We start from the raw sequence: 12778 nt of genomic DNA, 5'->3' as shown, positions 1-12778 counted from the left end.
TCTAGGCGCAAACTCCCCTCGGTGCAACCGGGACCGGCTGGGGCGAAAGCGCCAGCAGGAAGCGCCTCTGCATCATCCCCATCATCTCTCCTGGCGGCACCGGCCGCGCAATGTAGAAGCCCTGCACCTCGTTGCAATCGAGTCCCCGCAGGATCGCCAGCTGCTCCGCGGTCTCGACGCCCTCGGCCACCACCGACATGCCCAGCGCGTGGGCCATTGAGACGATCGCCTGGAAGAATACCTTGCCTTCTTTCGAATTGCCCAGCTCCATGGTGAAGGCCCGGTCGACCTTGAGCACGTCCATCTTCAGGCGCTGCAGTTGCGACAACGACGAATATCCGGTGCCGAAATCGTCGACGTGCAGTTTGACGCCGAGCGCGCGCAGCGACGCCAGTTCGGCCAGGATGTCGTCGTGGTCGCCCATCATGGCCGACTCGGTGATCTCGACTTCGATCAGGCTGGCCGGCACGCAATGCCTGGCGAGGGCCGCGCTGATCTGGCGCTCGACCCCGCCGCGCAGGAACTGCTTGGGCGAGACGTTGATCGACACCGGCACCAGCACCACGCCGGCCGCGCGCCAGGCGGCCAGCTGGGCGCAGGCCTTGTCGATGACCACCTCGCCGATACGCACGATCAGGCCGGTGATCTCGGCCAGCGGGATGAATTCTCCCGGCGAGATCAGGCCCAGGTCCGGATGCTGCCAGCGGATCAAGGCCTCCATGCTCAGCAGCTCGCCGCTGCGGGCGTCCACGCGCGGCTGGTAGAACAGCATGAACTGGTCGCGCTCGAGCGCTTCGATCATGTGCTGTTTCATGCGCGCGCGCGAACTGAGCGTAGTCGACAGCGCCGGATCGAAGAAGCGGTATTGGCCCTTGCCATCGTTCTTCCCGGCGTACATGGCGATGTCGCTATGGCGCAACAGGGTCTCGGCGTCCAGCCCGTCGCGCGGGTACATGCTGATGCCGATCGATGCGCCCACCGCATGCAGCTCATCGCCGACCAGGAAGGGCACGCCGAAGGCTTCATTGATGCGCGCAGCCACCGCCGCGGCCTGGCGCTCGCCGTCCACCGGGTGCAGCAGCACCAGGAATTCGTCGCCGCCGAAGCGCGCCACGCGGTCGCTCGGGCGCAGCAGCGACAGCAGGCGCCCGGCCGCCGACTTGAGCAGCGCGTCGCCCACCGCGTGGCCGTGCGAGTCGTTCACGTGCTTGAATTCGTCCAGGTCGATGAACAGCAGCGCCAGCCCGGCGCCCGCATCCTGGGCCTGGGCCAGCAACGACGGCATCGCGCAAAGGAAGGCGTGGCGCGTGGCCAGGCCGGTCAGCCCGTCGATGTTGGCCATGCGTTCGAGCTGTGATTCATGTTCCTTGCGCTCGCTGATGTCCTGCAGCGTCACCGCCAGGCCGTTGCCGACCCGGACCAGGCGCCGGTGACCCCAGCTGATGTTCAGGCGGTTATCGCTGGGCATACGGCGGTCATCCTCGTAAAAACCGGCTTCCATCGCCTTGCGGTAGGTCCCCATCAGTTCTTCGCCGAACAGTTCCGCATCGATTTCGGACAGGCAGCGTCCCACCAGCGCGCTGCGCGTCATGCCATAGAAGAAAGCGCCGCGCTCGTTGCAGTCGACGATGCGGAAGTCTTCGATGCGGCCATCGCGCCCGCGCATGGCGGCGGCCATGTAGAAGCCGTCCTTGCCGCTTTCGGTGGCGGTGCGGTAGGCGCGCTGCACTTCGTCCTGCTCGCACTTTCGCAGCACGGCGCGCCGCGCCAGCACTGCACCCAGTGCGCCGAGCAGCACCAGGCAGACGGTGGCGGCAATCGCACGGTCGCGGCTCTCGCGCCAATAGCTTCCGGCCGCGTCGAGCACCGCGTGGTGCGACAGGGCCACCAGCGCCACCAGCGGATAGCCGGCCGAATGGCGCCAGCCCAGCACGCGCGCCTGGCCGTCGCCGAAGCCACCCGCGCCTTCCACCAGCCGCACACCGCGCTCGCCCGACCACAAGGCGCCCTCGGGAGGCAGCACTTTTTTCGCGCCGTCGAGCCAGGCCGCGCCGCTGCTGCGCTGTTCGATTCGCAGCGGAGCATCCAGTCCGGCCAGTGCCACCACGCCGTCCGCGCCCAGGGTCGCGGGACTGATGAAGGAAGTGAAGTAGCGCGCATCGACCGCCATCAGCACAATGCCGTCGAATTCGTCGTCGCCAGTGTCGAGGCGGCGTGTGAACAGTACCTGGTCGCCGCCGTCGCCGAGGTGCGCCGGTGCGGCGCCGATGCGCAGAGCGGTCGAGATGTGGTTGCTGTGCTGGACGAAGTACGGGCTGCCGGAAACGTCGTCGCCGATCAGCGCGTGGCGGGTCGAGGCGCGCACGATGCCGCCGCGGTCGACCACGGCGACGGTGCCGAAGGCGCTGTCGGTGAACATGCCGTTGCGCCGCAGCTCGTCGAGCAGGCCGGTGTCGCGCACGCTGTCGCGCCCGTTCTCCCAGCTGAACTTGAGCTGCATGGTGATCTGGTCCATCTGCCCTACCGAGCGCGTGATGTACTGCTCGTAGGCCTCGGCGTAGGCGCCGGCATCCTTGCGCGCCTGGGCGCCGGCGCGTTCATGCTCGGCGGTCGCGCGCATGGTCGTGGCGACCCACAAGGCGGCGCACAGCAGCAGGGCCAGGGCCGGCCAGATAAAGACGAGGGAACGGTTGGTGCGGGAGGTGGTGTGGCCGGGGTGGATGCTCATGCAGGCTATTTCATTTTGGCAATGTGCCGACAGTTTAGCGGGCAATCATGTCAGCCCGGTGACATGGCCTTGCGGGCCCCGGCTCAATTCGGCGCCAGCATATAGCCCGCCCCGCGCACGGTCTTGATCACCGTCTTGGCCCGCCCGAGCGCCTTGCGCAGCCGCAGCACATGCACGTCGACGGTGCGCTGGTCGAGCGTGCCGTGGGCATCCCACAGTTGTTCGATGAGCTGGGCGCGCGAGAATACCTGGCCCGGATGGCAGAGCAGGAAGCGCAGCAGCCGGTATTCGGCGTGGCGCACCTCGACCGGGTGCCTGCCGACCCGGACGCTGCAGCTGAGCGGATCCAGCACAAGGGGGCCGAAGCGCAGCAGGCGCTCTTCCAACGCGTCGTCGGGATGCTGGGGAATGAAGGCGGCGGGCGATGGCTCGGCATGCCCGGCGCCGGCGGCGAGCAGGATGACCGGACGCTCGCGCAGGCTGCCCGCGCCGCGCAGGCGCGCCAGCAGGCGCATGCCGCCTTCCTGACGCAGCATCGATTCCTGCAGCAGCAGCTCGGGGCGCTCGCGCCGGATGAACTCCCAGGCCTGGGCCAGGGTCGGGACGCTGTGCCAGGTCCACTCGTCTTCGTGCAGCGCGTACTTGAGCAGCTCGGCCATGGCCGGCTTGTCGCCGGCCACGAGAACGATGGTTTGGGCCATGGGATGATGAGTCAAAAAAACATCCGGCGGCCAGGCCGCCGGATCGTGGCAGGTCGAACGGATCAGTAGACGGCCTTGCCCGATGCATCCTTGAGCTGGGCTTTCCAGTTGGCCTGCACCAGCTTGACGACCGATGCCGGCATCGGCACGTAGTCCAGTTCGGCGGCAGCCGGGGCGCCGTTCTTGAAGGCCCAGTCGAAGAACTTCAGCACTTCGGCGCCCTTGTTGGCGTCAGCCTGGGTGCGGTGCATCAGGATGTAGGAAACACCCGTGATCGGCCAGCTCTGCTTGCCGGCGGCATCGGTCAGCACCACGCCGAAGCCCGGGGTCTTGGTCCATTCGGCGCCGGCGGCGGCGGCCTTGAAGGCGTCGTCGTCAGGCTGCAGGAAGACGCCGTCCTTGTTCTTGAGCTGGGTGTGCGACAGCTTGTTCTTCTTGGCGAAGGCCCACTCGACATAGCCGATCGACCCCTTGATGCGCTGGACGTTGGCGGCGACGCCTTCGTTGCCCTTGCCGCCCACGCCCACGGCCCATTTCACCGCGGTGCCGGCGCCGACGCTGCTCTTCCAGTCAGGGCTGGTCTTGGAGAGGTAGTCGGTGAACAGGAAGGAGGTGCCCGAGCTGTCGGCGCGGTGCACGACGGTGATATCCAGGTCCGGCAGCTTCACGCCCGGGTTCAGCGCGGCGATCGGCTGCGCGTTCCACTTGGTGATCTTGCCCAGGTAGATATCGGCGATGACCGGGCCGGTGAGTTTCAGCTGGCCGGGGGTGAGGCCCTCGACGTTGACCACGGTGACCACGCCGCCCATGATGGCCGGGAACTGCATCAGGCCGTCGGCTTCCAGGTCTTCCGCCTTGAGCGGCATGTCCGATGCGCCGAAGTCCACGGTCCTGGCCTTGATCTGCTTGATGCCGGCGCCCGAGCCGACCGACTGATAGTTCAGGCCGTTGCCGGTGGCGGCCTTGTACGACTCGGCCCATTTGGCGTAGATCGGGTACGGGAAGGTCGCGCCGGCGCCGGTCATGTCAGCGGCGAACGAGGTCGACATCATGAGCGCGGCAGCAGCACCGGCAAGGATCTTCTTGAACATGGGCTTGTTATTCCTATTCCTGGTTTGAGGGAGTATCTGTTGGACCACGAAGCAGAGTCTAGCCCCCGAATGTGACCGGTTTATGACTCCATCAACACGACTGTGCGCGCCAGCCGCCCCCGGCTTTGCTATGATGGGCATTCCAAAAATACAACCGGATGACCCGCATGCGCCCCCTGCTCCGTGTCCTCACCCTCGCCGGCCTGGCTTCGCTGCTCGGCGGCTGCGCCACCACCCACGACCGCCTGCCCGAGGCGCGCTACACCATGACCGAGCGCCAGACCCTGCCGCTGGCCGAGCGCCTCTCCATTACCTACGAAGGCGCCGAAGACAGCCGCTGCCCGGACAATGCGCGCTGCATCTGGGCGGGCCGCCTCAGTTACCGCTTCACGATGCGCATCGGCAGCGTGGCGCAGGCCTTCTACCTGGTGCCGGGCCAGCCGGGCTATATGTCGCCGGCGCTGCGCGGCTCGCGCATCGAGCTCGATCACCTGACGCCGCCGCCGCCGCGCGGCATGGCGGGAGCAGCGACGGGGCCGGCGATGTACCCGGTCACCTTCAACATGTACGCGCAGTAAGCGCATTTTTTCGGGACCGACCCCATGAAGGCGACTGCGGGCGCTTGCGCCCTGGTTTTGTCCATCGTGTTGCAGGCGCCTTCGGCGCTGGCGAAGTCGCCGGTGGCCACCGGCACGGGCGGCGCGGTCGCCACCATCAGCGAGCAAGCGTCCAGGTCGGCCATGACCATCCTGAACCAGGGCGGCAATGCCATCGATGCGGCGGTGGCCGCGGCCGCCACGCTTGGGGTCACCGACCCGTTCAGCTGCGGCATCGGCGGCGGCGGCTTCATGCTCATCTACCTGGCCAGGGACAAGCGCGTGATCACCATCGATCACCGCGAAACCGCTCCCGCCAGCTTCACGCCGGCCACCTTCCTGGAAAACGGCAAGCCGGTCGACTTCGACAACGCGGTCGCCAGCGGCGCTTCGGTCGGCGTGCCGGGCACGGTGCGCGGCTGGCACGAGGCGCTGGAGCGCTACGGCAGCATGCGCTTCAGGCAGGTGCTGGCGCCGGCCATCGAGGTCGCGACCAGGGGCTTCCAGGTGACTGAAATATTCAGTCATTTAACGGCCGAAAATGAAAGAAAATTTCAGCTCTACGCGCCGACCAGCGCGCTCTACCTGCGCAATGGCAAGGCGGTGCAGCCAGGCGCCCTGATCCGCAACCCGGGCATGGCCAGGGCCTACCGCGAGATTGCCTCCGGCGGGGTGCGCGCCTTCTACGAGGGCCCGATGGCGCGCGCCATCGTCGATGCCGTCAACAAGCCGCCGCTGGCGCCGGGCAAGACGGCACGGACCGGGCGCATGACGCTGGCCGATCTGGCCAACTACGAGGCGCGCATCCGCCAGCCGCTGCGCACGACCTACCGCGGCTACGAGCTTTATGGCATGCCGCTGCCGAGCAGCGGCGGCGCAACCGTCGCCGAGGCGCTCAACATCCTCGAGGGCTTCGATTTCAAGGGCATGCCGCGCGCGCGGGCCGAGCACCTCTACCTGGAAGCGAGCCGCCTGGCCTTCGCCGACCGCAACGCCTACCTGGCCGATCCCGAATACATCGATGCGCCGCTTGCCGGCATCCTGTCGAAAGAGTACGCGGCGCAGCGCCGCACCCTGATCGGCGCACAGGCCGCGCGCAGCGTGGCGGCGGGCGACCCCTACGCCTATCAAAACGACCAGAGCGTGCTGCTACGCCCCTCATCAGTAAAAATGCAGCGCGAGAACGCGCACACCACCCATCTGACGGTGTCGGACAAGGACGGCAATATCGTGTCCTATACCTTCACCATCGAGTCCTGGGGCGGCAGCGGCATCGTGGTGCCGGGCTACGGCTTCCTGCTCAATAACGAGCTGACCGATTTCGACTTTTCAGGCCCCCACGCGAACGTGCCGGAAGCCGGCAAGCGCCCGCGCTCGAGCATGGCGCCCACCATCGCGCTCAAGGACGGCAAGCCGGCCTTCACCATCGGCAGCCCGGGCGGCGCGACCATCATCACGACGGTGCTGCAGACCATCTTCAACCACGTCGACCTCGGCATGCCGATGGACCAGGCGCTGGGCGCCCCGCGCCTGTCGGAGTGCAACTGCGAGGCCACCTCGATCGAGCCGGGCTTCGCCGGCAGCGAACAAGCCCGCGCGTTGGAGAAATTCGGCCACCGCTGGGACGCCACCGTGGAAGAAATCGGCGCGGCCAATGCGCTGGTGTTCAATCCGGACGGCACGGTCACCGCCGTCAGCGAAGGCAAGCGCCATGGCGTGGGCACGGCGCTGGTGCAGCGGCGCGGGCACTGAGCGGCCCGCTTTTTTCGACTGTCTCCCCTACCGGCGGTTTTTCCGCCAGCCGCTGCACTACACTGTGCCTGCGGCGAGCAGCGCCTCGCGTCTGTCCGACCGCCCATACCTACAATAACGGAGACAACGCATGAGCAATTTCATCACCCTCTTGCCCACCCTCTTGATCGGCGCGCTCGCGCTCATCATGTTCGGCCTCGGCCTGTCCCTCACCCTGGGCGACTTCCGCCGCCTGCTGGGCCACCCGAAGGCCGTCATCCTGGCGCTGGCGCTGCAGGCCGCGGTGCTGCCGGCCATCTGCTACGGGCTGATCGTCTTGCTGGACGTCGCGCCGATCTACGCGGTCGGTCTGATGCTGCTGGCGGCCTCGCCGGGCGGCGTCTCGGCCAACCTGTTCAGCCACCTGTTCGGCGGTAACGTGGCGATGAACATCTCGCTCACCGCGATCAACACGGTGCTGTCGATCGTCAGCCTGCCCCTGATCGCCAACTTCGCCATCGACACCTTCGCGAAAAGCGGCCAGGTGGTGCCGATGCAGACCGGGAAGGTGGTCGAAGTAATCGGCATCGTCCTGATTCCGGTGGCGATCGGCATGCTGGTGAAAAGCCGCGCGCCCGGATTCGCCGCGCGCATGGACAAGCCGATGAAGCGCTTCTCGATGGCGGTGCTGGCCGCGCTGGCCCTGATCGCGATCGCCAAGGAATGGACCGCGCTCACTACCTCGTTCGCCTCGATCGGCCTGGCCGTCATCCTCTTCAACATCGTCAGCCTGGGCCTGGGCTATTACGTGCCGCGCATGATGGGCCTGGACAAGCCGAACGCCATCGCGATCGGCTACGAGATCGGCATCCATAATTCGACGCTGGCGATCTTCGTCGCGGTGTCGGTGCTGGGCGACTTCCAGCTGATGCTGCCGGCCGCGATCTACTCGGTCAGCATGTATGTGTTTGCGACCGCCTTCGGCTTGATCGTGCTGGGTAAGAAGCAGCACGCCGGCGCCGTGGCGCCGACGTCGGCCTAGCCTAGTCCATCCGCCCCGCCGGAAAGGCAAAGGGCGAGCCTTCCATCGTGCGCAGCCCGCGCGTGACGGCCCCGGCGGCGATGACGATGCTGGCCAGAGCGGCTACCGGCATGACCGGCAGCCCGGCCAGCGACCGGGCTGCGAACCCGATACCGACGCTGGCGACGACCGATACCGCCAGCAGCAGCACCGGCATGACGACAGACAGGGGCGCACGCACCGCATGATTGCGCAGCGGCGCCGCCACCAGCGGCAGCATCAGGCAGCAGATGCAGGCCATGCGCAGCAGGATGGACGCGTCGGCGCCACCCAGCGCGGCCAGCAGCAAGGCCGCGCCTGCGCCCGCCCCCCAGGTCAGCAAGGCCTGCCGCAGCAGTCCCAGGCCCATGCAGCGATTGAACGATGGCGCTGTCCCGGGCATCGCCGGCGCCAGCCTGACCAGCGCCTGTTCTCCCGGACGTGCAGTCACCAGCACGTTCATGCGCAGGATCGCGGCAATCGGGATGATCAGCGTTGCCAATGCAAGAATCCATCCGATCCCTGCCAGCACATCCGCGCCGGTACGCCAAGTGATGAACACGCCGGCGATCACCAGAATGCCCGACAGCAGGGCGATTCCCACCAATTGTTCTCCCGGATGGTGGGCCGGCCCGAGGGCGTGTTGCAGCAGCCGGCCGCGGTCGCGCGCTGCGCTGTCGCGCCGCAGCGCAGCGGCATACCAGCCCCTGGTATAGGCGCCGGCCAGCTTCTCGACGATCGGGTCGGTCTTGCCGTCGGCGCCGCCCATCCTGGCCCGCGTGGCGATCATGCGCCAATGGCGTTCTCCCGCCTCCGGGAAGATGGCGCGCGCCGCCACGACCGCCAGGCCGGCGTAGAGCAACAGCGACACGGCCAGGACCGGCGCGGTCGACAGGATGTCGTGCATCGATTGCGGCAGTTTGCCAAGGAGGGCCGAGCCGAAGCACGCGGCGCACACCAGCGTCGAGGCGGCCTTGTGCCCCGCCACGCCGAACCCGCAGCCCAGTGTCAGCACGACCGCCCACAGCATCCAGAGGCCGGGACTGACCGTCTCGGGGTAAGGCGCGATCACCAGGCCGGCAATCGCTGCGAACCACACGAGGCAAGTCAGTTCGACCAGGCGCCGGCGCATGTTCGGTACCAGCTTGGCGTTGGCCGGGGAGTTGAGCTTCATTGCCCCGGGCAGGAAACGCCAGGTCCACGTCAACAGCAGCGTGGCGCAGGCCGAACACCACACCCAGGCCAGGGCCGCGCGCGGCCCCTCGGTGTACCAGACCAGCAGGCCGATGGTCGTGACCAGGAAAGGTATGGCCCATCGGGCGAGCGCGGACAGGCGCGGATTGGCACTGGTTACCGCGGCGTGCCACAACACGCGATAGTCATTCATCCGCGGGTTCATTGCGTCACCTTGATGAACAGATCTTCCAGGCTGACCGGCTCGGCGCGCTGGCTGCCCACCGCGCCGCGCGCGCCCTCCAGCAGCTCGTCCAGCGGGCCTTGCAGCGCAATGCGGCCATCCTTCAAAAAGGCGACGTCCAGCGCCACCCGTTCGAGGTCGGTCAGGATGTGGGTCGAAAACACCACCGTGGTGCCGCGCTCGATGACCCCGTCCACCAGCTCGGCCAGGAAGGCGCGCCGGCCGGCCGGGTCCAGCGCCGACACCGGCTCGTCCAGCACCAGCAGTTCCGGGTCGTGCGCCAGCGCGCGGATGATCGACAGGCGCTGCTGCTCGCCGCCCGACAGGCGCCCGATCGGCTTGGCCAGCATGAGGGCGTTGAAACCCCAGCGCTCGAGCAGCGCGTCGACCTTGACCGTGTTCCAGCGCGGGTACATGGCCTTGAAGTAGTCGAACATCTGCACGGGCGTCATCCACTCGAACAGCCCGGATTTCTGCGGCACGTAGCCGATGCGGGCGCGGGTGGCGTCGGACAGCGCCGCGACGTCCTCGCCGAACAGGCGCACGCTGCCGCCATCGAGTTTGCGCAGGCCGAGCAGGCATTCCATCAGCGTGGATTTGCCGGCGCCGTTGCGGCCCAGCAGGCCGATCACCTGGCCCTGCCGGATGTCCCAGTCGAGGCCACTCAAGACGATGGCGCTGCCAAAATGTTTCGACACGTCGGTCATCTGGATAACGGGTGCAGTCACGGTGCTTCCTTCAGGATGTGGGTGAAAAGGGCAAGTACGGTAGCGGGATCGAGTTCGAGTTCGCGGGCTTCGCGCGCGGCGCGCTCCAGGGTCGGGCGCAGCAGGGCTTCGCGTTCGGCGCTGCCGAGCGTGGCGCGCGGGCGGTCGGCAACCATCATGCCCAGGCCGCGGCGGCGTTCGACCAGCCCTTCGACTTCAAGCAGGCCATAGGCCTTGGAGACGGTCATCGGGTTCACGGCCAGGGCCTGGGCGACTTCGCGCACCGAGGGCAGCGCGTCGCCCGGCGCCATCTGGCCGGCGGCCACGAGGCGGCGGACCTGGTCGATCAGCTGGCGATAGATCGGGTCGGCCGAGCCGGGCGTGATCGAAAACAGCTGGGGTGGATGGATGGGCATGTGGCGTATGTGTGTATTAGGTGATTAATACACTACACTTGCTTTCGTGCATCGTCAACGGGTTTAGGCAAGGAAGGACGCAACTTATGCACCATGGCTGGAAGACCGCACGGGGCGGCTGCAAGGATACAAAAGGCCATCCCGGCTGGTACGAATTTGTGACATTATTCCGAGCGCCACAATCCGGCTGTCACGCCGTCCTGCGTCATCACCATCCAGAAGAAGAACAAGATATGCCGCCCAGCGCAGACACGGTCACCGGTTCCAGCGCGGAACTCCTCGCCAACCCGGAAGTCAGGTTCAGGGAACTGTTCGAACAGGCGCCCACCAGCTTCCAGCTCCTGACGCCGGCCGGCTACACGGTGCGCGTGAACAAGGGCTGGGAAGCGCTCTGGCATATCTTCGAAGGCAGCCCGCTCTACCGCCATGTGCTCAGCACCGAATACAACGTCCTGCGCGACCCGCAACTGCAGGCCGCGGGCATCACGCCCTATCTCGAGCGCGCCATGGCCGGCGAATCGGTCGAGGTGCCGGCCATGCTGTACGACACCGCCGCCCTCGGCCAGCCGGGGCGCAAGCGCTGGGTGACGTCGCGCGCCCACCCGATCAAGGACGCCCAGGGCCGGATCGTCGAAGTGCTCTTGATGCACGAGGATATTACCGACCGCGTGAACGCCGAAACCGTGCTGCGCGAGAGCGAGCAGCGCTTCCGGTCGCTGGCGATGGCGACCTCGCAGATCATCTGGACGCATACCGCGGACGGGGCCATCCTCCAGGATTCGCCGACCTGGCGCGCCTTCACCGGCCAGAGCTACGAAGAGCTGGCCGCGCACGGCTGGTTCGGCGCCATCCACCCGGACGACCGCGCGCGCGTCGAGGAAATGTGGACGCAGTGCGTGGCGACGCAATCGGTCTACGAAGCCACCTACCGCCTGCGCCGCGCCGACGGCATGTACCGCTGGACGGCCGCCAAGGGCGTGCCCATCCTCGGCCTGGACGGCGCCGTGCGCGAATGGATCGGCGCCAACCGCGACATCCACGACAGCGTGATGGCCCAGGAAGGACTGGCCCAGCGGCTGGACCGCGAGCAGCGCCAGTCCGCCCTGCTGGCCAAGGTCGCCGGCGCCGCGCGTACCCTGCAGACGAAGCTCTCCAGCCGCGAGATCGCCGCGGCCCTGGAACAGGAAGTACGCGCCATCCTCGGGGTGGGCCGGGCGGCGGTGACGCTGGACGGCGACGACGGCCCGCCGCAGCCGGCCGGCAGCGGCGGCCTGAGCGTGCCCCTGATCGACCGCAAGGGCAGGCAGTTCGGCAGGCTCCAGGTGGCGGACAAGGCCGGCGGCGCTTTCGATCAGCAGGACGAAGCCATCCTGGTGCAGCTGGCCGCGATCGCGGCGGCAGGATTCGACAATGCGCATCTGTATGCCTCGCTGCGCGACCAGGACCGGCGCAAGGACGAGTTCCTGGCCATGCTGGCGCACGAACTGCGCAACCCGCTCGCGCCGATCGCCACCGCGGCCGAACTGCTGAAGATGGCCGCCAGCCCGGACCACATCCGCAGCTCGAGCGAGGTGGTCAGCCGTCAGGTGCGCCATATGACCTCGCTGGTGGACGACCTGCTCGACGTCTCGCGCGTGACGCGCGGCCTGATCACGCTCGACAAGAGCAGGGTCGCCGTCGATGCGCTGGTGTCGAGCGCGATCGAGCAGTCGCGGCCCCTGATCGCGGCGCGCGCCCACGTGCTGTCGGTCGAGATCTACGCCGCCGGCGCCCACGTCGACGGCGACGCGACGCGGCTGGTGCAGGTCGTCACCAACCTGCTCAACAATGCCGCCAAATACACGCCGCGCGGCGGCATGATCGTGCTGCACGTGGCGCGCCGCGATGCGGGCGTGGAGATCGGCGTGACCGACAACGGCATCGGCATCGACGGCGGCCTGCTGCCGCACGTGTTCGATCTGTTCACCCAGGCCGAGCGCACGCCGGACCGGTCGCAGGGTGGACTCGGAATTGGCCTGGCGCTGGTGCGGAACATGGTGGCGCTGCATGGAGGCGAGGTGCAGGCGCGCAGCGAGGGGCTGGGGACAGGAAGTACGTTTGCGGTGTGGTTGCCGCTGGCGTAGGGTGGTCGGCTATGCCGACCGCGCGTTCAAACCGCGTATGAATATCGGCGCGTCATATCAAACGTGATTTGAACGCGCGGGCGGGAAACCCGCCCACCCTGTAAAGGCAAAGTTAAAATGTCCGATTCTGGCAAAGTTGAAATGTCCGCTGTTTTTTGTGTCGCAGGACTTCAAACTCGCTTTTGAGCGGACATTTTTTTCGCCGCCT

General features: G+C 67.3%; 10 protein-coding genes. 4 read left to right on the top strand and 6 right to left on the bottom strand.

Annotated elements, in window-relative coordinates; genetic code table 11:
* Position 1: 1 nt before the first annotated feature.
* From AC56LR_RS04170 to pstS, 3 genes are all read right to left on the bottom strand, one after another.
* On the bottom strand, positions 2-2728 hold the full coding sequence (locus AC56LR_RS04170; RefSeq protein ID WP_497127798.1) for a bifunctional diguanylate cyclase/phosphodiesterase: 2727 nt from the start codon (positions 2726-2728) through the stop codon (positions 2-4).
* Positions 2729-2811: 83 nt separating this feature from the next.
* A complete protein-coding gene (locus tag AC56LR_RS04165; RefSeq protein ID WP_497127796.1) occupies positions 2812-3429 on the bottom strand; it encodes a winged helix-turn-helix transcriptional regulator in 618 nt (205 codons plus the stop codon).
* A 62-nt stretch (positions 3430-3491) separates the two neighbouring features.
* Complete coding sequence (gene pstS, locus AC56LR_RS04160) at positions 3492-4520, bottom strand: phosphate ABC transporter substrate-binding protein PstS (RefSeq protein ID WP_497127794.1); 1029 nt, start codon at positions 4518-4520, stop codon at positions 3492-3494.
* Between the two features lie 167 nt (positions 4521-4687).
* Here pstS and AC56LR_RS04155 point away from each other — a divergent pair, with 167 nt between their 5' ends.
* From AC56LR_RS04155 to AC56LR_RS04145, 3 genes are all read left to right on the top strand, one after another.
* Positions 4688-5098 carry a hypothetical protein gene (locus AC56LR_RS04155; RefSeq protein WP_497127792.1) on the top strand — a complete coding sequence of 137 codons (411 nt, stop codon included), beginning with the start codon at positions 4688-4690 and terminating at the stop codon, positions 5096-5098.
* A gap of 24 nt (positions 5099-5122) precedes the next feature.
* Positions 5123-6868, top strand: a complete 1746-nt coding sequence (ggt, locus tag AC56LR_RS04150; protein ID WP_497127790.1) for a gamma-glutamyltransferase — start codon at positions 5123-5125, stop codon at positions 6866-6868.
* A 130-nt stretch (positions 6869-6998) separates the two neighbouring features.
* Entirely contained in the window at positions 6999-7889 is an 891-nt protein-coding gene (locus tag AC56LR_RS04145; protein ID WP_497127788.1) for a bile acid:sodium symporter family protein, read from the top strand.
* A gap of 1 nt (position 7890) precedes the next feature.
* Here the strand turns inward: AC56LR_RS04145 and AC56LR_RS04140 are convergent, their stop codons facing one another.
* From AC56LR_RS04140 to AC56LR_RS04130, 3 genes are read right to left on the bottom strand one after another with little or no spacing between them, the layout of a single operon-like run.
* Complete coding sequence (locus AC56LR_RS04140; protein ID WP_497127786.1) at positions 7891-9294, bottom strand: hypothetical protein; 1404 nt, start codon at positions 9292-9294, stop codon at positions 7891-7893.
* A gap of 8 nt (positions 9295-9302) precedes the next feature.
* Positions 9303-10052, bottom strand: a complete 750-nt coding sequence (locus tag AC56LR_RS04135; RefSeq protein ID WP_497127784.1) for an ABC transporter ATP-binding protein — start codon at positions 10050-10052, stop codon at positions 9303-9305.
* Complete coding sequence (locus AC56LR_RS04130; RefSeq protein ID WP_497127782.1) at positions 10049-10447, bottom strand: GntR family transcriptional regulator; 399 nt, start codon at positions 10445-10447, stop codon at positions 10049-10051. The genes AC56LR_RS04135 and AC56LR_RS04130 overlap by 4 nt, the downstream gene beginning before the upstream one ends.
* A 233-nt stretch (positions 10448-10680) precedes the next feature.
* On the opposite strand from AC56LR_RS04130, the gene AC56LR_RS04125 reads away from it, so the two are divergent.
* Positions 10681-12570, top strand: a complete 1890-nt coding sequence (locus AC56LR_RS04125; RefSeq protein WP_497127780.1) for a sensor histidine kinase — start codon at positions 10681-10683, stop codon at positions 12568-12570.
* Positions 12571-12778: the final 208 nt, after the last annotated feature.

The sequence above is a fragment of the Telluria sp. ZT3P39 genome (genome assembly GCF_059685935.1).
This window is presented reverse-complemented; position numbering and strand designations above follow the sequence as displayed.